The sequence below is a fragment of the Methylobacillus methanolivorans genome (genome assembly GCF_044751345.1).
GTDB lineage: Bacteria > Pseudomonadota > Gammaproteobacteria > Burkholderiales > Methylophilaceae > Methylobacillus > Methylobacillus methanolivorans.
This window is the reverse complement of the sequence record NZ_JBIWXY010000001.1, coordinates 1,706,226-1,726,407: the sequence shown is the minus strand read 5'-3', so window position 1 is coordinate 1,726,407 and position 20,182 is coordinate 1,706,226. Positions and strand designations below refer to the sequence as shown.

Genomic DNA, 20,182 nt, shown 5'->3' with positions numbered 1-20,182 from the left:
CGATTCCCTAGGATTTGACGGCGCGGTAGCCAATATCGCGGCGGAACTGCATGCCATCGAAATGGATGTCATCAACAATCTTATAGGCGCGTGCTTGCGCGTATTTCACCGTTTCGCCCAATGCAGCAACGCATAGCACGCGGCCACCGCTGGTCACGACCTTGCCATCCTTCATGGTGCTGCCTGCATGGAAGACGTGGGCATCTTCCAGTGTTTTCGGCAGGCCGGTAATCTCGTCGCCCAGGCGCGGGGTTTCCGGGTAGTTGGCCGAGGCCAGTACAACACCCAAGGCACTACGGCGATCCCAATCGGTCTGCGCTTCGTTCAGGGTGCCGTTGACAGCGTGCTCTACTAATCCAACCAAGTCGGTCTTCAGGCGTAGCATGATAGGCTGTGTTTCGGGGTCACCCATGCGGCAGTTGAATTCCAGCGTCTTGACGTTGCCATCTTCACTGATCATCAGGCCAGCATAGAGAAAGCCGGTATAGGGAATGCCATCCTTGGCCATGCCTGCCACAGTCGGCGCAATGATTTCACGCATGACTTTGGCGTGGATGTCAGGCGTGACCACAGGCGCGGGCGAGTAAGCGCCCATGCCACCAGTGTTCGGGCCTTGGTCGCCGTCGAGCAGGCGCTTATGATCCTGGCTGGTGGCGAGTGGCAGAATGTTTTTACCATCCACCATGACGATAAAGCTGGCTTCTTCGCCCGTGAGGAACTCTTCAATCACTACGCGTGCACCGGCGGCACCTAGCTTATTGTCAGCCAGCATGGCATCAATAGCGTCATGTGCTTCGTCTTCGCTCATGGCGACGACCACGCCCTTGCCAGCAGCTAATCCATCGGCCTTGATGACGATAGGGGCGCCTTGTTGCTTCACATAGTCATGGGCAGCTGCGGCATCCGTGAATGTGGCATAAGCTGCAGTCGGGATTTCATGGCGGATCATGAATGCCTTGGCGAAATCCTTTGAGCTTTCTAATTGGGCTGCTGCTTGAGTGGGGCCAAATATTTTGAGATTAGCTGCACGGAAGGCATCTACAACGCCTTGTGATAACGGAGCCTCAGGGCCGACGACAGTGAGGCCGATTTGTTCTTGTTGCGCAAACTCGACCAAGTCGGGCACTGTAGTGATGGGCACATTGACCATATCGGGATCAAGCGCGGTGCCTGCATTGCCTGGTGCCACAAATACGCGGCTGATACGCTCGCTCTGAGCGAGTTTCCATGCAAGTGCGTGCTCACGTCCACCGCCGCCAATTACCAGAACTTTCATTGTTATCCTTTAACGCTACAAACTGAGCTATGAAGTCAGCATTTTAAACCCGTGGCAATATTTTATTTGCCCATCACGGCGAGAAAATAGAACAGGTTCTTGATAGCAAGGCGCGGCGACGCATGCGGTACATTTGGGTACGACCAGGAGTCGCAACGCCGCTAGCAAAGATATGTTCTATTCTTTAATGGCGGAAGTGGCGGATATTGGTGAATATCATCACCAAGCCATGCTCATCCGCTGCCGCAATCACCTCATCATCACGAATGCTGCCACCCGGCTGGATGACGCAAGTCGCACCGGCTTCTGCCAGCACATCCACGCCATCGCGGAACGGGAAGAAGGCATCGGAAGCCACGGCAGAACCTTGCAGGGTTAGCCCGGCATTCTGTGCCTTGATCGCTGCGATCTTGGTACTGTCGACACGGCTCATCTGGCCTGCGCCTACACCCAAGGTCATGCCATTGCCGCAGAAGACAATAGCATTGGACTTGACGTACTTGGCCACGCGCCAGGCGAACAACAGGTCTTCCAGTTGTTCGGGTGTTGGTTGCTTCTTGGTGACGACCTTGATGTCAGCGACATTAATTTCGTGATTATCAGCAGTCTGGATCAAGAGGCCTGAGCCTACGCGCTTGGTATCGTGGGAGTTGCGGCCACGGCTCCAGGCGCTGTCACCGCCGCTAGGCAGCGCAATCTTCAGTACGCGTACATTGGCCTTGGCCTTGAAAACTTCCAGTGCCTCCTCGGTGTAGTCCGGGGCAATCAGCACTTCAACAAACTGCTTGGAAACAGCTTCTGCAGTTGCCTGATCAAGGGTGTGGTTAAAGGCAATGATGCCGCCAAATGCGGAAGTAGGGTCGGTTTGGAAGGCTTTTTGATAGGCTTCAAGTGGGCTTGCACCAATCGCTACGCCGCATGGGTTGGCATGCTTGACGATGACGCAGGCAGTGCTATCGAAACTCTTGACGGCCTCCCAGGCGGCATCGGCATCTGCGATGTTGTTGTAGGAGAGTTCTTTGCCCTGCAATTGCTGTGCAGTCACCAAGGAACCAGGGGCTGGGTAAAGGTCGCGGTAGAACGCAGCCTTCTGGTGTGGGTTCTCGCCGTAGCGTAGATCCTGTACCTTAACCAGGCGGCCATTCACTTGGCCAGGGAATTCATTGCGGGTGCCGTCGGCATTGAAGGACGACAGGTAGTCACTGATCGCGCCATCATAGTTGCTGATGCGGTTGAACGCTGCAACAGACAGGGCAAAGCGTGTTGCTTTACTGGTTGCGCCATTGGTGCTGCGCATTTCTGCCAACACATCTTCGTACTGGACTGCATCGGTCAATACGGCAACGTCTTGCCAGTTCTTGGCGGCAGAGCGCACCATGGCCGGGCCACCGATGTCGATGTTCTCGATCGCGTCTTCCAGCGTAGCATCAGGGCGTGCCACCGTGGCTTCAAATGGGTAGAGGTTTACCACCAACATATCAATGTTGGGGATGTCAGCCTGTTGCATCGCAGCCACATGCTCCGGTAATTCGCGGCGACCCAGCAGGCCACCATGTACCTTGGGGTGTAGTGTTTTGACCCGGCCATCCAGCATTTCCGGGAAGCCAGTGTAGTCACTGACTTCGATCACGGCGATGCCGTGGTCACGGAACAGCTTGGCGGTACCGCCGGTGGAAAGGATTTCAACGCCAAAGCCGGAAAGGGCTTTCGCAAATTCGAGGATGCCGGTTTTATCAGAAACACTGATAAGCGCACGTTTGATCACAGCCATAATGAAAAAGCTTCTTAAGAGAAGAGGTTATTGAAGATTGTGTTGCTGGAGTTTCTTACGCAGGGTATTGCGATTGAGGCCAAGAATCTCGGCCGCCTTGCTTTGGTTGCCGCCCGCTCGGTTCAGCACGTATTCCAGCAAGGGTTTTTCCATGCATTGCAGCACCATGTCATAAACGGCATGGGGCGGTTGACCATCTAGGTCCTTGAAATATTCATCCAGGGCCGCGCGTACGCAGCTGGCGAGATCCTGGCTACTCATTACGCGGCGATCGCCTCATCGTCAGCGGCAGGTTCAGCCGTGTATTGCAGGCGCGTATCGCGCTGCTTGAGTTCGCTAAAGAAGTCGTTGATCGACTGCAATTGTTCTTCGACAGTCTGCAATTGGTTCATGTGGTGGCGGAAGTTTGCCGAGCCCACCAAACCCTTGGTGTACCAGGAGATATGCTTGCGAGCCACGCGCATGCCAGTCAGCTCGCCATAGAAGTCGTACAGGTCGTGGATGTGCTCCAGCATGACTTGATGGATTTCGTCCACTTCCGGCGCGGGTAGGTGCTCGCCAGTGGCAAGGAAATGCTCGGTTTCGCGGAAAATCCAGGGGCGGCCTTGTGCGGCGCGACCTATCATCACTGCGTCAGCCTTGGTGTAGTCAAGCACGAACTTGGCTTTTTCTGGCGTAGTGATGTCGCCATTGGCGATCAGTGGAATGTTGATGGCTTGCTTGACGGCGGCAATCGTGTCGTACTCTGCATCGCCCATATACAAGCAGGCGCGGGTACGGCCATGCATGGCAAGTGCTTTTACGCCAATGTCTTCTGCCATCTTGGCGACAGCCACGGCATTGCGGTTGTTTTTGTCCCAACCAGTACGAATCTTGAGCGTGACCGGTACATCGACTGCCGCGACTACTGCTTTGAGGATTTGCGCGACTAGCGGTTCGTCCTTGAGCAGGGCGGAGCCAGCCATGACGTTACAGATCTTCTTCGCGGGGCAGCCCATGTTGATGTCGATGATCTGGGCGCCGTTATCCACATTGTGCTTGGCGGCTTCTGCCATCATCTTGGGGTCGGCACCAGCGATCTGGACCGAGATCGGGTCGACTTCGCCTTCATGGTTGGCACGGCGCAGCGTCTTGGCGCTACCGTACAACAGCGAGTTGGAAGTCACCATCTCGCTTACGGCGAGGCCTGCGCCCATTTTCTTGCAGAGTACGCGGAAAGGCCGGTCAGTCACGCCTGCCATGGGGGCGACGACCAGATTGTTCTTTAGCTTGTAAGGACCGATCTGCACCAGACTATAACCGTATCAGTGACATGGAAAAGCTGCCTATTTTATATGCAAATCGAAGGAGAACAAAGCATATATTCATGGCGTTGATTCCACTTTCGCTTCAATACAGGGAAGTTAACTCAATGTTTTACTTTAACTTGCACGCCTAATAGGCTGGGTGACTTAATCTCTCTATGCTTTTATATGGGTGCGTTTTCATGACAATTTAAAAACGGAAATCGCCTTGATCAATTGTTGGGCCTGGTCATCCAGTGAGTGTGCTGCGGCCATCGCTTCTTCTACCAGTGCGGCATTTTGCTGGGTGACTTCATCCATGGAGGTAATCGCGATATTGATCTGTTGAATACCGCTGCTTTGTTCCTCCGAGGCATGGGCAATTTCAGTCATGATGTTCGAGACCTGTTGCACGGCATGGACAACATCCTGCATGGCACTTCCAGCATCTACGACTTGCGTAGAGCCTTGAGTAATCATATTGACCGAGCCATCGATCAATTGCTTGATCTCCTTGGCAGCGCTGGCGCTGCGCTGGGCTAGGTTTCGCACTTCCTGTGCTACGACGGCAAAGCCACGCCCTTGCTCGCCTGCGCGGGCAGCCTCCACTGCAGCATTCAGCGCCAGGATGTTGGTTTGAAAGGCGATGCCCTCAATGACGCTGGTGATATCAGACATCTTGCGCGACTCTTCGCTGATTTGCTGGATGGTGTTGACGGCATCACTTACCTTGTCGCTAGCACGCGCGGCGGTGCTTGAGGCAGAGGCCGCCAGTTGGTTGGCAGTGCGAGCATGCTCGGTATTTTGGTCTACGGTGGAGGTGAGTTGCTCGACGCTGGCGGCTGTTTCTTCCAGTGACGCTGCCTGGTTTTCGGTGCGGCTGGAGAGGTCGCTATTACCGAGGGCGATTTCCGAGGCGGCGCTGGAGACATGCTCACTGATGGCACGGATATCACTCACAATATGACGCAGACGTTCTTGCATTGCACTCATCGCGTGCAGCATGCTGTCCTTGTCGCCTGCGGCAAGCGAGACAGGTGTATTCAGGTTGCCCTCGGCAATGTTATGCGCTAAATCCGAGGCTGTTGCGGGTTCCCCACCAATGGGGCGAATCACCATGCGGTCCAGTAGGTAGGCCAGCGCAACCGAGACAAGGATGACACTGAGCAGGCCGATGATGATGGCGGTATTGCGTAGGTTGCGGACGCCTTGCAAAACTTGGTCTTCTGGCACCGAGATTGCAAAGGACCAAGGTGTCTGGCTTTGGGCGATATGAATCGGCTGGAAGATGCGCATGACCCTAGTCTTGAGTACGCTGTCTAGTGCTTTATCTTCATAGCCTTCACCCGCACGAATGGCCTGGCGAATTCGCTCCCAATCCGTTGCTTTGGGTGTGGGCTTGCCAACATTGGCGGCATCACGATCACCGATATAGCTGCCTTGGTGAGAGAGCAAGCTGGCAAAACCGTTCTCGAACGGCTTGATCTGGCTGACTTTATTCTGGAATTCAGACAGCAGCATATCCACCCCTGCCACACCTACCACCTTGCCTTGGTAGCGGATAGGCACCGCCATGCTGGTGATCAACACATTGTTGCCATTAATTTCGTATTCGTAAGGTTCTAGCAGGGTTTCCTCAGCGCTATTACGTGCGAGTAGGTAATAGTCACCAGCGCCAGGCTGGTCATAATCCGTGAGGGCTGTGACTTCGACCTTGCCGCTGCCACGATTCCAATAGGGGATGTAACGTCCGCTGCCATCCGTACCTGCCTGGTTCACGAATTCACTATCGCGCCCATCGAAGGCATTGGGTTCCCAGATTGTCCAGATGCCAATGAATCCGGGATTGTTCTCCAGTAGATGCTTGAGCATATTGTCTGCGAGCTTGCGATTGGCTAAGCCTGCTGTGTGCAAGCCTTCCAGTGATTGGGCCAGCGTGCGTGCGGTATCGAATGCGCTTTCGATTTCGGCTTTGACTTCTTCGGCATGCTGCCTGGAGAGAGTGCGGGTGTATTGCAATGCTGATTCGCTTTGCAGCGTAGAGGATTTGTAGGTCAGCACCGCGATAGTCAGGCCAAAGCCCAGTAACACCATAGTGCTGACGATCGCCAATACTTTGCTGCGTAGTGGCAGTTGGTTGAAAGAAGCCATGAAAGTACTTTGTGATGAGGTTGAAAGCTTTAAGCAAATAATATTCCTGACAATAAACTCATCACTGCCCACTGGCGGGCGATGGTCTAAGTCAATGATTTGCCAAGCCGATGATAGGGGCGCAATGCGCTGTACTTGATACTAGTAGAGTGCGACGAGGGCTGGGGGCATGCACCTCAGTGGGGCGTGACTTAATCGGGAGATGTGGATTGTTCTAGCTGTGTTAACCAGGTAAATGCCTGGGTATTGCTGGTGCCACACATCTCAGCACTGGGTTTCAGGGAAGCGCATACGGCAGGGCGCTCAGCTTGACCGAAGATCAGGCAGCGGTTTTGCGCATCCAGTTGTATGCAGCGTTCTCCCGCTTTTTTGCCGTGAGGCATTCCGGGGATGGCGCTGCTGATAGAGGGGGCGATGCAGCATGCGCCGCAGCTTGGACGGCATTCCATTAGGCTTGATCTACAGTCTGCCAAGGGTAGCCAGCTGTCTCCAGCGCAGCCTGGAGATGTTGCATGGCGGTATGTACCTGTTCAGGCTTGCCTTTGACCCCAAGCTCAATGGTGCGGCGTGTATCCAGGCGCGGCAGGCTGAACAGTTTGATTGATGGGTATGTGCGTGTGATATCACCCATGAGGTCAAGCAACTGGCTTTCGCCCGCATCAAACACCAGGATGGAGGATTCAGTGATGTTTTGCTGGTGATGCAAATGGGCGTAATGCGTATCCAGTATCCATGCGGTCATTGGCCATGCCATTTCCGGGAAGCCGGGCATGAAATAATGCTGGGCGAGGGAAAAGCCCGGGACACGATTCACTGGGTTAGGAATGAGTGCGGCACCGGCAGGGAAGTCTGCCATCAATACTCTTTTCGGGTAAGCAGATTCGCCGAAACGGGCTTCAATTTCTGCGACCGCTCCAGGGTGGCGAGCGATGGCTAATCCCGCAGCCTCGGCGGCAGCTTGTCGCGTTTGGTCATCTGGTGTTGCCCCTATGCCGCCAAAGCAGAGCACAATATCGCTGCTTGCCATGGTGCGCTGCAGTGTGGCCACGATTTGTGCGCGCTCGTCACCGAGGTATTCAGCCCAGGACAAAGCCAGGCCTCTCTCAGCAAGCAGCGAGATCACCTTGGATAAATGCCCATCCTGGCGTTTGCCTGAGAGGATTTCATCGCCAATGATGATGGCGCCGAAGCGGGGAATATGATGGTTCATGCTGTGGTATGTCGCTTTGAGTGGCTGTTAATTTGCCTGAGATACATCATGTTCTGCAAGTTTTTGCCGTTGAATGAGTAAAATAGGCCGCTGTTATTGAAAAAACGAATCTATGACTACGCCAAAAGACAACCCCGATGATGAAGTCCTCTGTTTTTGTAGTGGCGTGAAGCGTGGAAAAATCCGCGCCTTGCACCAACAGGGCTTTGATCTCCAGGGCATTGCCGACATGACTGGTGCCATGACCGGTTGTGGTGGCTGCGAATGGGAAATCGAGTATTACCTGAAAGAGCTGGATCAGGCACAACAAGACAAGTAGCTTGTTGTGCTATCTAGCAGGCATTGCTTGGTTAATGCGCTGCTTCCCAGTTAGTGCCCACGCCCACTTCCGCCAGTAACGGTACATCCAGCTTGGCAACTCCTTGCATGAGTTGTGGCAGGGTGTGCTTCACCAGCTCCAGCTCTGCATCTGGCACTTCCAGTACCAATTCATCGTGTACTTGCATAATGAGCTTGCTTTGCAGCTTTTCCCGGTCCAGCCAACCTTGTACGGCAATCATCGCCAGCTTGATCAGATCTGCCGCTGTGCCTTGCATTGGCGCATTGATGGCAGCACGTTCTGCACCCGCACGGCGCATGCCATTGGGACTGTTGATTTCTGGTACCCATAGCCTGCGGCCAAAGAAAGTTTCCACGTAGCCCCTATCCTTGGCGGCTTCGCGCGTGGTTTGCATATAGTCACGTACACCGGGGTAGCGTGCGAAGTAACGGTCTATATAACTTTGCGCAGCGCTACGTTCTATATTCAGGTTTTGCGCCAGGCCAAATGCACTCATGCCATAGATCAGACCGAAGTTGATCACCTTGGCATAGCGGCGTTGCTCGCTAGTGACGGCATCGCGTTCCACGCCGAAAATTTCCGCTGCAGTGGCGCGGTGAATATCTTCACCCTTGGCAAACGCGCTCAACAGGCCTTCATCTTGTGAAAGGTGCGCCATGATGCGCAACTCGATTTGCGAGTAATCGGCAGAGATAATGCTGTGGCCCGGGTTGGCGATAAAGGCTTCGCGAATGCGCCGACCTTCGGCAGTGCGCACCGGGATATTCTGCAAATTGGGGTCCGAACTGGCCAAGCGGCCTGTGATGGCGACGGCCTGGCTGTAGCTGGTATGCACGCGACCCGTGTCAGGGTTGATCATGCGCGGCAGCTTGTCTGTGTAAGTGGATTTTAATTTTGCCAGGCCACGATATTCCAGCAATACCTTGGGCAGGGGGTAATCCAGTGCTAATTCCTGCAATACATCTTCATCTGTGGAAGGTGCGCCGCTCGGCGTTTTCTTCAGAGGCTTGATGCCGAGTTTGCCGAAGAGGATTTCCTGCAATTGCTTGGGTGAGCCGAGGTTGAATGGCTGCCCAGCCAATTCATAGGCCTGTTGTTCCAGCCCGATCAGTTTTTGGCCGATCTCATGGCTTTGCGCTTGCAGCATGGCTTGGTCGATCAACACACCGTTGCGTTCTATGGTGTAGAGAATATCCAGTACCGGCATTTCGATCTGGCTGTATACGTATTGCAACTTGGCGTCGTCTGCCACCTGCGGGTAAAGGTTCTGGTGCAATTGCAGCGTAATGTCGGCATCTTCGGCTGCATATTCCGCGGCTTGCTCCACGGCGACTTGGCTGAAAGGCACTTGCTTGGCGCCTTTACCAGCGATTTCTTCATAGGTAATGGTCTTCACGCCCAGGTGGCGCATGGCAAGGTCATCCATGCCGTGGGTGCGATGGCTTTCCAGCACATAGGATTGCAGCAGCGTGTCGTGGGCAATGCCATTGAGCTGAATGTCGTGATTAGCCAGCACATGCTTATCGTACTTGAGGTTTTGCCCAACCTTCTTGATGTCCGGGTTTTCCAACAATGGCTTGATGCGCGCTAACGTCGCTTCAAATGGCAATTGGTCAGGTGCGCCGGGGTAGTCATGGCGTAGCGGCAGGTAAGCGGCTTCACCAGGCGTGACGGAAAATGACATGCCGACCAGTTTTGCCGTGAGCGGGTCTAATGAGGTGGTTTCCGTGTCAAAGCACACCAGTGTGGCCTGGCTGAGTTTATCCAGCCAGCTTTGCAAGGCGGCTTCAGTGAATATGGTCTCGAAGTGTCTCGTGGTGGCGGCAGATGCTGCAAACAAATCAGTCGGCATATTGCTGATCGCTGCGGTGGCGTTAGATGCCACAGGGGTAGTATCCAGCTCGCGGCGAAGTGTCTTGAATTCAAAACGGTCAAACAATTCAATCAGGGTATCCCTGTCCTGCGGGCGAGGGGCGAGGTCAGAGAGGTTTTCCTGTATGCCAACATCGCAGCGTATGGTGATCAGTTCGCGGGCCGTGGGCAGCCAGGGCAGGGCTTTGCGCAGGTTTTCACCTACGACGCCCGTGATCTTGTCGGCATTGGCAATGATGTTGTCCAGCGAGCCATATTGGGTCAGCCATTTGACCGCAGTCTTGGGGCCAACTTTTTCCACGCCTGGCACATTGTCCGAGCTATCACCGATCAGGATCAGGTAATCCACCATCAAGCTGGGCGGTACGCCAAATTTGGCGGCTACGCCAGCTTCATCCAGCACTTCATCGGTTTTCCTGAAGGCGTCGCGCATGGTGTTGACCACGGTTACATGACTGTTCACTAACTGTGAAATGTCTTTGTCGCCTGTGGAAATGATCACCCGCATGCCTTCGCGCTCTGCCTGTTTCGCCAGGGCGCCGATCACATCGTCAGCCTCTACCCCGTCTTCTACTATCAATGGCCAGCCCATGGCTTGGATGGCGCGATGCAAAGGCTCGATTTGCAGGCGTAGGTCATCCGGCATGGAAGCACGATTGGCCTTGTATTCGGGGTAGATATCGTCGCGGAAAGTTTTGCCTTTGGCATCAAATACACAAGCGCTATAATCGGCCGGGTAGTCTTTATGCAGGCGGCGCAGCATGTTGAGTACGCCCTGAATGGCGCCGGTGGGCTCGCCAGCCTTGTTACGCAAGTCTGGCATGGCATGGAAGGCGCGATAGAGGTAGGACGAACCGTCCACTAATAACAATGTTTTCATTTTTGAGTGTGGAACCTTATGTCAGCTGCAAAAAAACTTCCCAAGATTCTTGATCCCGATTTACCCAACAAAAAGTACTCGGCGCGCGAATCATGGCGAGCTTTCGAGATTATGGCAGAATTCGTCGAGGCGACCGAGCGCATGAAGGAAATCACGCCCGCGGTTTCCATCTTCGGCAGCGCACGCACCCCGCCTGATCATCCCTATTACAAACTGACGGAAGAGATCGCCCGGCTGTTGTCAGATGCCGGATTCAGTGTCATTTCCGGCGGTGGCCCCGGCATCATGGAAGCTGCCAACAAAGGCGCATACAAGGGAAAATCGCCCAGCATTGGCCTCAATATCGAGTTGCCGCACGAGCAAAAAGGCAACCCTTACCAGGACATCAGCCAGAACTTTCAGCATTTCTTTATGCGTAAAGTCATGTTCGTGAAATATGCCTCGGCTTACGTCGTGATGCCGGGTGGTTTTGGTACGCTGGATGAGTTGATGGAGGCGCTTACTCTCATCCAGACCGCCAAGACACGCAGGATTCCACTGATTCTGGTGCACGAGCCATTCTGGCGCGGCATGTTGTCCTGGATCAAGGAAACCCTGGCTCCCGAGGGCATGATTTCGCCGGAAGACCTCGATTTGCTACAGGTGATCGACAAGCCTCATGAGATCGTGGAAGCCATCTTCAAGCATTATGAAACCAGAGGTTTTGAGCCATCACCCACAGAGCAGCAAATCATGCAGTTCTACTTGTAAGCAGGGGATGTGTTGGCAGCGGTGCTTGGTCGCGCCAATATCTTGTTGTTAATAAGCAACACCGCCCTTTTGGCAGAGGGGGGTATTTGATAGAATTGCTGCATTATTCTGAGCTGAGATTGTCATGCGTACCCATAAAATTTTGCTGATGTTGGCGTTTCTTTTGCCGCTGATGGCCTCTGCTGCTGAGATTCCAGATAACCTGGAGCCTTTGCCCGAGCCTCCGCCACCTCCTGCTGGTATGGAGGGTGAGAACCCTGAGCCAGAAGTGACGATCACCAAGAAGGGTGAAGATACCGTCGAGGAATACCGCATCAACGGTAACTTGTACATGATCAAGGTCACGCCAAAAGTCGGCGCGCCATATTACATGACCAAGGAAGACTCCAATGCAGGCTGGGCGCGTAGCGAAGGCGATATTGCCCCTACAGTCAGTATCCCCAAGTGGGTCTTGTTCCGGTTCTAACCATCGAGTTGCTGATGCCTGAGGAGGGCGTGGTTTAGCCCTCGTTTCCACTTTCCCCGGTTTTCAAAAGTTTTCTATGTCCGTATTTACCACCGTTTCATTCGAGCAGATGCAGCAATGGCTCAAGGGCTATGCCTTGGGCGAGTTGCTTGATTTGCAGGGGATTGCATCGGGTATCACCAATACCAATTACTTCGTCACTACAACAAGCGGGCGCTATGTGCTCACGTTGTTTGAAGAGCATAGTGCGGAGGAGTTGCCCAATTTTCTCAACCTGATGACGCATCTGGCTGAGCGGGGGATTCCTTGTCCGCATCCGGTCAAGGATAAGACAGGGGCTGCACTGGGTGAGCTCAATGGCAAGCCTGCCGCCCTGGTGAGTTGCCTGGCGGGCAAGTCGCTGGAGACAGCAACGCCGCAGCATTGTGCCGAAATTGGCACTGTACTGGCACGCATGCATGTGGCTGGCGCCAGTTTCAAGGCCGATATGAGTAACCTGCGCTGTCAACGCTGGCGTGTGGCAACGGCAGCCAAGGTGGCGCCATTCCTGCAAGCAGAAAACCGCCAGATGCTCGATGCCCAGCTCGCCTTTGAGCAAGCGTTTGATACCAGTGCCTTGCCGCGTGGCGTGATCCACGCTGACCTTTTCCGTGACAATGTGTTGATGGATGGCGACAAGGTCGGTGGCGTGATTGATTTCTACTATGCTTGCCAAGATGTCTTGCTATATGACATTGCGATTGCCGTGAATGACTGGTGCGTCAACCCGGATGGTAGTTTGGATGCCGTGCGGGTGCAGGCACTACTAAACGCCTATCACGCCGAACGCCCTCTGGGCGCTGATGAGCATCAGGCCTGGCCTGGCATGTTGCGGGTGGCGGCGATGCGCTTCTGGTTGTCGCGCCTTAATGACCTGCATTTCCCTCAGGCGGGTGAGTTGACGCACGCTAAAGATCCAGCGTATTTCGAGCATATCCTGCGCAACAGCATCGAAAAGCGTGAACAGTTATTGGGAAACTGGGTCAATTAACGCGCTCAGCAAGGGGCGCAGACTGATAAGGCTGGCGCAAGACGACCAGCCATTTAGGGGACAAGATGCAAGTTAAACCAACCGTTTTCGGCCAAGTGAATGCCTGGGTGCGTGATATTTTGGCCCTGTTTCGCCAGAAGCCAGGCAAGTGGATGCTACTGGGCCTTGCCCATGTGTTTTTCTTTGCGATGTTGCCAGGCCTGATTGGCCTGAAATTCATTTCATTCCTCTTGTTGCCTGCTTTCCTAGCGCTTGCCGTAGGGTTTTATCGTGATGCGGATCTTGGTCGCGAGAGTGACCTGGGTGACCTGCTGAATGAAATCAAGCCTAGCTTCAGGAAGCTGCTGGCCCTGGGGGCGATTTGTGTGGTGTATGTGCTGTTGATCAACCTGTTGACGGCGGACGATGCCATGAAGCTGGATGCACTAGCCAAGAGTGAATCCAACCCTGAGCAAGTATTGGAGCAATCCATTCCCATCCTGACCAAGCTGATGTTGTTATTGGTGCCGCTGGTCTTGGTGATCTGGTTTGCGCCAGCGTTGGTGGCTTTTCAGCAATATTCCGTGGTCCAGGCCATCAAATCCAGCCTTGCTGCGTTTATCCAGTATTTGTTGCCATTGTTGCTGACCTGGGTATCGGTGACCTTGATCATCATGTTGAGCATGACGCTGGCCGGAGTGCTGGTGGGAATGATATCTGCTGCTTCTTCATCCATGGGCGGCCTGTTGATGCTGGTGCTGGTGTTCGCCTGCATGTTGTTTGCCAGCGCCCTTATGCTGGCATTCCAGTATGTCAGCAACCGCGACATTTTCAAGATGCCGCGGCCTGACAGCGTAGAGTTGCTATAGCGTTTCCAGCTTGGCGTATTCCAGCGCCAACCATTTCAATCCCTCTTTGCCAAAGTTGACCTGAACACGCAGGTCGTTGGCGTTGCCTTCATAGTTCACCACCACACCCTGCCCAAACTTGCTGTGGGCAACGGCCTGACCGATCTTCCATGGCATATTGGCCTGAGGGCGCGCTGCAGGCGTCGGTGACGTATATTGGCTGCTGTTGCCATAGGATTTGTTCGAGACAGTGTTCAGGCGCTTGACCAAGTCTTCCGGGATTTCATCCAGGAAACGGGATGGAATGCCGTAACGCACCTGCCCATGCAGCATGCGATTCTGCGCAAAGCTGATATAAAGCCGCTGGCGTGCGCGGGTCACGGCGACATACATCAGGCGGCGTTCTTCTTCCAGGCCGTTGGATTCATAGCTGCTTTGTTCATGCGGGAACAGGCCTTCTTCCAGCCCGCTGATAAACACGGTATTAAACTCCAGTCCCTTTGCGGCATGCACGGTCATGAGTTGCAGGGCATCACGACCAACATCGGCCTGGTGCTCACCTGCCTCCAGGCTGGCATGGGCGAGAAATTGTGCGAGGATGGGCATGGCAACCTCGCCGTTTTCGTCCACCTGCATGCCGATGTCCTGATTCATGAAGGCAATGGCGGCATTGACCAGTTCATCCAGGTTGGCAAGGCGGTCTTCACCTTCCTTGTCTGCGGCATAGTGATTGCGCAGGCCTGAAAGCTCTATGGCAATTTTTACCTGCTCAGCCAGCGTCAAGCCGATGGATTCTTCCTGCATTTGCTTGATCAATGCAACAAAGCCATCCAGGCCCCGGCCTGGCTTGCCATCACCTGCCTTGGCACAGGCTGCCTGCCACAAGCTGCTGTCCTGCCGGCGTGCCAATTCCTGCAATTGTTCCAGGCTACGTGCACCGATGCCGCGAGTAGGGAAGTTGATGACGCGCAACAAAGCGGTATCATCATCGCCGCTGGCGATCAGGCGTAAATAGGCGAGCGCATGTTTGATTTCAGCGCGCTCGAAGAAGCGCAGGCCACCATAGACGCGATAAGGCAGGTTGGCTGAAAACAGTTCGTGCTCTAGGATGCGTGATTGTGCATTGGAGCGGTAGAGCAGGGCGATCTGGCTGAGCTCTGTGCCTTCCTTGTGCAAGGCCTTGATCTCATCAACGATGAAAGTGGCTTCATCCTTGTCGTTGTAGCCTTCATAGATGCGAATCGGCTCGCCCTTGCCCGCGGAGGTCCAGAGGTTCTTACCCAGCCGATTGCGGTTATGCATGATGATCGCGTTTGCTGCATCGAGGATATTGCTATGGGAGCGGTAGTTCTGCTCCAGCTTGACGATATTTTGCACGTTAAAGTCATGCTCAAAATCGCGCATATTGCCCACGCGAGCGCCGCGGAAGGCATAGATGGATTGGTCGTCGTCGCCGACGGCAAAGATACAGTTATCCGCGCCTGCGAGTAATTTCAGCCACAGGTATTGCAGACGGTTGGTATCCTGGAACTCATCGACCAGGATGTACTTGAAGCGATGCTGGTAATGCTCGCGGATACTGTTGTTGCGACTGAGCAGTTCATAGCAGCGCAGCAGTAATTCGGCAAAATCGACGACTCCTTCACGTTGGCATTGCTTGTCGTATTCCTCGAAAATCTCGCGCATGCGTTGTGAGTGGCTGTCATAAGCCTCTACCGCATAAGCACGCAGGCCTTCTTCCTTGCAGCTATTGATGTAACCCAGCACCTGCTTGGGTGGGAATTTCTCGTCATCAACATTCATTACTTTCATCACGCGCTTGATGGAAGAAAGCTGATCAGCAGTGTCCAAAATCTGGAATGTCGCTGGTAATTCGGCCTCGCGATGGTGCGCTCTCAGCAAGCGATTACACAAGCCATGGAAAGTGCCTGCCCACATGCCGCGCATATTAATCGGCAGCATCGCTCCCAATCGCGTCAACATTTCCTTGGCGGCCTTGTTGGTAAACGTCACGGACAAAATACCATGAGGAGAGACTTGCCCAGTCTGGATCAGCCAGGCAATCCGCGTTGTCAGGACGCGGGTTTTACCACTGCCAGCACCTGCAAGAATCAATGCGGATTGGTGTGGGAGGGTCACAGCTTCTAGCTGTTTATCATTGAGGCCGTCAAGCAGGGAGGTGGGGGAGGTCGAATTCATCATAGCCTGCATTATCGCAGGTGAGCGCAAGCAAGAGAACCATTAGCGCAGGTTCGCTATTGCTTCTGTTCATGGAATGGCTGGATCGGCTGGACCGTGCCATTGTATGTTGAGCAATAATTGAGATTGAAGATCGAGAACCATGCAGCACCTGGGTAGCAGGGCAAGCGCGATGAGAATTTACGATGGGTGCGGAGACTACGGGTAGGGAATGCAGTCGTTGCGCCTTTTTAGTGCGCAATTGTAAGCAGATGTAAAAGCCGCACTTTTAGTGAACTATCCGTATAAGGCCCGGTCTTATTTTCCAGACGACGCACTCGTCTCCCGCTTTCCTCCCTGAGCGGGAAGCCTTATCCCAATGAGGCTTAAATGCTTAACCCCGATTTTACTCCCCTTTAATCGGGGTTTTTTTTGTCTGTCGTTTGTAGCGAGCTTGCTGCATCTAATGCAACATTCTCGTTTAATGAATGCTACTCGTTAGCGAGTATATGCCCAAATCATTGTTTGTTGCTAATAAATATTTTGCACCTTGAGTATGACGAATTGACGGCGGCGGGTATCAATCAAATAAGCTGAATGTGATGACGAATAACAATAAAAAAGCCCTGGTACCCCAGGGCTTTTGATAGGCAAGGTTGCTGGAAAGCAACCTTTTGTGCGATAGGCTAGATTAGAAGCCCATACCGCCCATGCCACCTGCGTCAGGCATCGCTGGAGCTGCATCTTCCTTAGGCAGTTCTGCAACCAGTGCATCAGTTGTCAGAATCAAGGATGCAACAGAAGCGGCGTTTTGCAGTGCGGAACGTGTTACCTTGGCTGGATCAAGAACACCGAGTTCAACCAGGTCGCCGTAAGTGCCGTTGGAAGCGTTGTAACCATAGTTGCCAGTACCTTCCAGTACCTTGTTTACAACAACAGATGGCTCGTCACCAGCGTTGGCTACGATCTGGCGCAATGGCTCTTCAATCGCGCGCAGCACGATCTTGATACCTGCGTCTTGATCTGGGTTTTCACCCTTCAGTTCCTTGATGGAGGAACGGGCACGCAGCAGGGCAACACCACCGCCAGGCACAATGCCTTCTTCAACAGCAGCGCGAGTAGCGTGCAATGCATCTTCAACGCGCGCCTTCTTTTCCTTCATTTCGGTTTCAGTCGCAGCACCAACCTTGATCACGGCAACACCGCCAGCCAGCTTGGCTACGCGTTCTTGCAGCTTTTCACGATCGTAGTCGCTGGTGGCTTCTTCGATCTGCTTCTTGATCTGTTCGATACGCACCTTGATGTTGTTTTCGGAACCAGCGCCATCAATGATGGTGGTGTTTTCCTTGCCTACTTCGATACGCTTGGCTTGACCCAGGTTTTCCAGGGTTACCTTTTCCAGGCTCAGGCCAACTTCTTCAGCGATCACGGTACCGCCTGTCAAGATAGCGATATCTTCCAGCATGGCCTTGCGACGGTCACCAAAGCCAGGTGCCTTAACAGCAACAGTCTTCAGGATGCCACGGATGTTGTTCACTACCAGGGTAGCCAATGCTTCGCCTTCTACATCTTCAGCGATGATCAGCAGAGGACGACCAGCCTTTGCTACTTGCTCCAGTGTTGGCAACAGGTCACGGATGTTGGAAATCTTCTTGTCGAACAGCAGAACGAAAGGATTATCCAGCAGGGCGATTTGACGCTCTGGGTTGTTGATGAAGTAAGGGGACAGGTAGCCACGGTCAAATTGCATACCTTCAACAACGTCGAGTTCGTTTTCCAGGCCGGAACCGTCTTCAACAGTGATCACGCCTTCCTTGCCTACCTTGTCCATCGCGTCGGCGATGATCTGGCCGATGTCGGAGTCGGAGTTAGCGGAGATAGAACCAACCTGTGCAATTTCCTTGCTGGTGGTGGTGGGCTTGGAGATCGCCTTGATCTCGTTAACGATTTCGGCCACAGCCTTGTCGATACCACGCTTGAGGTCAGTTGGGTTGAAGCCGGCAGCAACGTATTTGAAACCTTCGCGTACGATCGCTTGTGCCAGTACGGTAGCGGTTGTTGTACCGTCACCAGCGTTGTCATTGGTCTTGGAAGCGACTTCCTTAACCAGTTGAGCACCCATGTTTTCCAGCTTGTCGCTCAGTTCGATTTCCTTGGCAACGGAAACACCGTCCTTGGTCACTGTTGGGGAGCCGAAAGAACGCTCCAGCACAACGTTACGGCCCTTAGGACCCAGGGTTACCTTAACGGCATTTGCCAGAATGTTTACGCCGTTGACGATTTTGGCACGTGCCTCATCACCGAAAATCACTTGTTTTGCAGCCATTTATATCTCCTATCGAAACTTGTTTGAGCTATGTTGTGCGAACAATTAGGCTTCAACCACACCCAGAATGTCATCTTCACGCAGTACCAGCACTTCATCACCGTTTACCTTAACGGCTTGACCTGCATACTTGCCAAACAACACTTTGTCACCCACTTTAACGTCCAGAGCGATTGCCTTGCCGTTGTCATCTTTCTTGCCAGGGCCAACAGCAATCACTTCACCTTGATCTGGCTTCTCAGTTGCAGAGTCAGGGATAACGATGCCGGATGCGGTCTTGCGCTCTTCTTCCAGGCGTTTCACGATAACGCGGTCTTGCAATGGGCGAATTGCCATGAGTTTCTCTCCTAAAATCTTGAATTGAACATAAAGGTTATTGCACGTTCGATTACTAGGGTGGTTTAGCACTCAACCCTACTGAGTGCTAATAATAGGGACGATATAAGTGTTTTTCAAGTGGAGGATTTTGTCGTTTGCAATTTATTTTCAGTTTTTGAAATGAAATCCTGAAGGTTCGTTTGTCACTCAACTCCAGAGTTTGGTAACTGCATCGTCCCTGCTATCCCTGCATTGAACTATCACTGCTGCTACTCACGACAGCTGCCAACTCTTCAGCCAGAATGTCTAGGGCCCTGGCTTCCAGTTTCAGTATGTTTTGCGTGAGTTCCGGGTTATCCAGCGGTAAAAAAGAGGCGCCGCCCAAGTCGCTTAACACCACTTTTTCATCACTCCTCAAAATATTATGCGCGTATAAATCGCCGTGCATGAGGCCATTGGCATGCAGGTGTTCGGCGGCTTGCGTGATGCCTTTTAAAATAAATTGGACTTGTTGTGGCGTGAGCCTGCAATCATCTGCATACACATCTCGCGAGCAGCTTTCATAGCTGGGTGGCCTTGCCAGCACTTTTAAATCGGCATCCAGCAGGGGCATGACCAAGCCTGAAACGCCTTGCGGGTGATTGTGTATCACTCCTTTGACCCCGACTAAATTGGGGTGCTCACCCGCCAGCACATTGGCGTGCATTTCGCAACGTGGCAGGCCGTCGCTGGTGAGGCCGCTCTTAAATAGTTTTACTGCTACAAGCTCCTGCGCATTGTTTTGTTGCATCAACGCCTGGTAGGTGACACCAGAGGCGCCTTCACCGAGTATTTGCTGCAGGGTGAGGGTGTGCCAATCGATGTGTTGCATATGATGCTGGCTGATGAGAGCTTGCTCAATGGCATTACAAAATGGGTTGCCAGCGTAGGCTAGCCAAGTGAGTTTAGGTAAATCGAATAAAAAATCGGGCAAGGTCTCAAACTGGTTGGCAGAAATCCGCAATAACTCCAAGGCGTGGCAATTGGCCATGCTGGCGGGTAAGCTCCTGAGCTGGTTACCTGCCAGCATGAGTTTTTGCAGCTTGCTGCACTCGCCCAAGGCATGGGGTACCGCACCCAGTGCGTTATCGGTGACGATAAACCAGCGCAAGGTGCGGGTGGGGATGGCGCCTTCCGGGATATGTGTGATCTGGTTGGCTTTAAACCCAATCATGCTTAAGTTTTCGCATTGCCCAAGCACTTCTGGCAGGTGCGTAAACTGGTTGTTTGAGCAAAACAGAATGCGCAGTTTCTTGAGGCGATGTAAATCACTGGGTAAATCAGTCAGCGCATTACCGGACAAATCTAGAATTTCCAGGGTATCGGCTAATTCGAAAATTTGCTGCGGAAACTGTGTTAACTGATGACTTAATTTGAGCTGTGTGGCCCCTTGAAGCTTACCCGCCTTGAGTTGGGCGAGCGTGTCATCTGGCGCTGGGGTGAGTGTCATAACAATCAATGCGGT

At 53.3% G+C, this 20,182-nt stretch carries 17 protein-coding genes; 5 read left to right on the top strand and 12 right to left on the bottom strand.

Annotated features, from left to right (window positions below):
• Positions 1–7 precede the first annotated feature (7 nt).
• From purD to ACIKP9_RS08045, 7 genes are all read right to left on the bottom strand, one after another.
• Entirely contained in the window at positions 8–1,276 is a 1,269-nt protein-coding gene (gene purD / locus ACIKP9_RS08075) for a phosphoribosylamine--glycine ligase (RefSeq protein ID WP_400881318.1), read from the bottom strand.
• A gap of 184 nt (positions 1,277–1,460) precedes the next feature.
• Positions 1,461–3,047, bottom strand: coding sequence for a bifunctional phosphoribosylaminoimidazolecarboxamide formyltransferase/IMP cyclohydrolase (purH, locus tag ACIKP9_RS08070; RefSeq protein WP_400881316.1), 1,587 nt, complete (start codon positions 3,045–3,047; stop codon positions 1,461–1,463).
• Between the two features lie 27 nt (positions 3,048–3,074).
• Positions 3,075–3,308, bottom strand: coding sequence for a Fis family transcriptional regulator (locus ACIKP9_RS08065; protein WP_230346553.1), 234 nt, complete (start codon positions 3,306–3,308; stop codon positions 3,075–3,077).
• The gene (gene dusB / locus ACIKP9_RS08060) at positions 3,308–4,336 is read right to left on the bottom strand and encodes a tRNA dihydrouridine synthase DusB (RefSeq protein WP_400881314.1); all 1,029 of its coding nucleotides are present in this window, start codon (positions 4,334–4,336) and stop codon (positions 3,308–3,310) included. Before dusB ends, ACIKP9_RS08065 begins: the two co-directional genes overlap by 1 nt.
• A gap of 195 nt (positions 4,337–4,531) precedes the next feature.
• A complete protein-coding gene (locus ACIKP9_RS08055; protein WP_400881312.1) occupies positions 4,532–6,481 on the bottom strand; it encodes a methyl-accepting chemotaxis protein in 1,950 nt (649 codons plus the stop codon).
• Between the two features lie 191 nt (positions 6,482–6,672).
• Positions 6,673–6,930, bottom strand: a complete 258-nt coding sequence (locus tag ACIKP9_RS08050) for a YkgJ family cysteine cluster protein (RefSeq protein WP_400881310.1) — start codon at positions 6,928–6,930, stop codon at positions 6,673–6,675.
• Positions 6,930–7,691, bottom strand: a complete 762-nt coding sequence (locus ACIKP9_RS08045; protein WP_400881308.1) for a competence/damage-inducible protein A — start codon at positions 7,689–7,691, stop codon at positions 6,930–6,932. Before ACIKP9_RS08045 ends, ACIKP9_RS08050 begins: the two co-directional genes overlap by 1 nt.
• A 112-nt stretch (positions 7,692–7,803) precedes the next feature.
• Here ACIKP9_RS08045 and ACIKP9_RS08040 point away from each other — a divergent pair, with 112 nt between their 5' ends.
• Positions 7,804–8,010 (top strand): (2Fe-2S)-binding protein, encoded by a 207-nt coding sequence (locus tag ACIKP9_RS08040; RefSeq protein ID WP_400881306.1) that lies wholly within the window; start codon positions 7,804–7,806, stop codon positions 8,008–8,010.
• A gap of 31 nt (positions 8,011–8,041) precedes the next feature.
• Here ACIKP9_RS08040 and polA read toward each other — a convergent pair whose 3' ends face one another.
• The gene (gene polA / locus ACIKP9_RS08035) at positions 8,042–10,783 is read right to left on the bottom strand and encodes a DNA polymerase I (RefSeq protein WP_400881304.1); all 2,742 of its coding nucleotides are present in this window, start codon (positions 10,781–10,783) and stop codon (positions 8,042–8,044) included.
• An 18-nt stretch (positions 10,784–10,801) separates the two neighbouring features.
• On the opposite strand from polA, the gene ACIKP9_RS08030 reads away from it, so the two are divergent.
• From ACIKP9_RS08030 to ACIKP9_RS08015, 4 genes are all read left to right on the top strand, one after another.
• On the top strand, positions 10,802–11,533 hold the full coding sequence (locus ACIKP9_RS08030) for an LOG family protein (RefSeq protein ID WP_230346547.1): 732 nt from the start codon (positions 10,802–10,804) through the stop codon (positions 11,531–11,533).
• Between the two features lie 124 nt (positions 11,534–11,657).
• Positions 11,658–11,999, top strand: coding sequence for a DUF2782 domain-containing protein (locus tag ACIKP9_RS08025; protein ID WP_230346546.1), 342 nt, complete (start codon positions 11,658–11,660; stop codon positions 11,997–11,999).
• 76 nt (positions 12,000–12,075) lie between these two features.
• Positions 12,076–13,029: a homoserine kinase gene (gene thrB, locus ACIKP9_RS08020; protein WP_400881301.1), complete on the top strand. Its 954-nt coding sequence runs from the start codon at positions 12,076–12,078 to the stop codon at positions 13,027–13,029.
• A 65-nt stretch (positions 13,030–13,094) separates the two neighbouring features.
• Entirely contained in the window at positions 13,095–13,877 is a 783-nt protein-coding gene (locus ACIKP9_RS08015; protein WP_400881299.1) for a BPSS1780 family membrane protein, read from the top strand.
• Here the strand turns inward: ACIKP9_RS08015 and uvrD are convergent.
• From uvrD to ACIKP9_RS07995, 4 genes are all read right to left on the bottom strand, one after another.
• Positions 13,872–16,055, bottom strand: a complete 2,184-nt coding sequence (gene uvrD, locus ACIKP9_RS08010; protein ID WP_400881912.1) for a DNA helicase II — start codon at positions 16,053–16,055, stop codon at positions 13,872–13,874. The two genes, ACIKP9_RS08015 and uvrD, sit on opposite strands and share 6 nt — an antisense overlap.
• Before the next feature lie 670 nt (positions 16,056–16,725).
• Complete coding sequence (gene groL, locus ACIKP9_RS08005) at positions 16,726–18,360, bottom strand: chaperonin GroEL (RefSeq protein WP_400881297.1); 1,635 nt, start codon at positions 18,358–18,360, stop codon at positions 16,726–16,728.
• 45 nt (positions 18,361–18,405) lie between these two features.
• On the bottom strand, positions 18,406–18,696 hold the full coding sequence (gene groES / locus ACIKP9_RS08000) for a co-chaperone GroES (protein ID WP_400881295.1): 291 nt from the start codon (positions 18,694–18,696) through the stop codon (positions 18,406–18,408).
• Between the two features lie 223 nt (positions 18,697–18,919).
• Positions 18,920–20,167 carry a leucine-rich repeat-containing protein kinase family protein gene (locus ACIKP9_RS07995; RefSeq protein WP_400881293.1) on the bottom strand — a complete coding sequence of 416 codons (1,248 nt, stop codon included), beginning with the start codon at positions 20,165–20,167 and terminating at the stop codon, positions 18,920–18,922.
• Positions 20,168–20,182 lie beyond the last annotated feature (15 nt).

Excerpts from the sequence above, each read along its gene's own strand:
- ACIKP9_RS07995 (WP_400881293.1), bottom strand. The coding sequence starts at position 20,167 with ATGACACTCACCCCAGCGCCAGATGACACGCTCGCCCAACTCAAGGCG.
- ACIKP9_RS08040 (WP_400881306.1), top strand. The coding sequence starts at position 7,804 with ATGACTACGCCAAAAGACAACCCCGATGATGAAGTCCTCTGTTTTTGT.
- ACIKP9_RS08030 (WP_230346547.1), top strand. The coding sequence starts at position 10,802 with ATGTCAGCTGCAAAAAAACTTCCCAAGATTCTTGATCCCGATTTACCC.
- uvrD (WP_400881912.1), bottom strand. The coding sequence starts at position 16,055 with ATGAATTCGACCTCCCCCACCTCCCTGCTTGACGGCCTCAATGATAAA.
- ACIKP9_RS08050 (WP_400881310.1), bottom strand. The coding sequence starts at position 6,930 with ATGGAATGCCGTCCAAGCTGCGGCGCATGCTGCATCGCCCCCTCTATC.
- ACIKP9_RS08065 (WP_230346553.1), bottom strand. The coding sequence starts at position 3,308 with ATGAGTAGCCAGGATCTCGCCAGCTGCGTACGCGCGGCCCTGGATGAA.
- polA (WP_400881304.1), bottom strand. The coding sequence starts at position 10,783 with ATGAAAACATTGTTATTAGTGGACGGTTCGTCCTACCTCTATCGCGCC.
- ACIKP9_RS08025 (WP_230346546.1), top strand. The coding sequence starts at position 11,658 with ATGCGTACCCATAAAATTTTGCTGATGTTGGCGTTTCTTTTGCCGCTG.
- ACIKP9_RS08045 (WP_400881308.1), bottom strand. The coding sequence starts at position 7,691 with ATGAACCATCATATTCCCCGCTTCGGCGCCATCATCATTGGCGATGAA.
- purH (WP_400881316.1), bottom strand. The coding sequence starts at position 3,047 with ATGGCTGTGATCAAACGTGCGCTTATCAGTGTTTCTGATAAAACCGGC.
- ACIKP9_RS08055 (WP_400881312.1), bottom strand. The coding sequence starts at position 6,481 with ATGGCTTCTTTCAACCAACTGCCACTACGCAGCAAAGTATTGGCGATC.
- groL (WP_400881297.1), bottom strand. The coding sequence starts at position 18,360 with ATGGCTGCAAAACAAGTGATTTTCGGTGATGAGGCACGTGCCAAAATC.
- ACIKP9_RS08015 (WP_400881299.1), top strand. The coding sequence starts at position 13,095 with ATGCAAGTTAAACCAACCGTTTTCGGCCAAGTGAATGCCTGGGTGCGT.
- thrB (WP_400881301.1), top strand. The coding sequence starts at position 12,076 with ATGTCCGTATTTACCACCGTTTCATTCGAGCAGATGCAGCAATGGCTC.
- purD (WP_400881318.1), bottom strand. The coding sequence starts at position 1,276 with ATGAAAGTTCTGGTAATTGGCGGCGGTGGACGTGAGCACGCACTTGCA.
- groES (WP_400881295.1), bottom strand. The coding sequence starts at position 18,696 with ATGGCAATTCGCCCATTGCAAGACCGCGTTATCGTGAAACGCCTGGAA.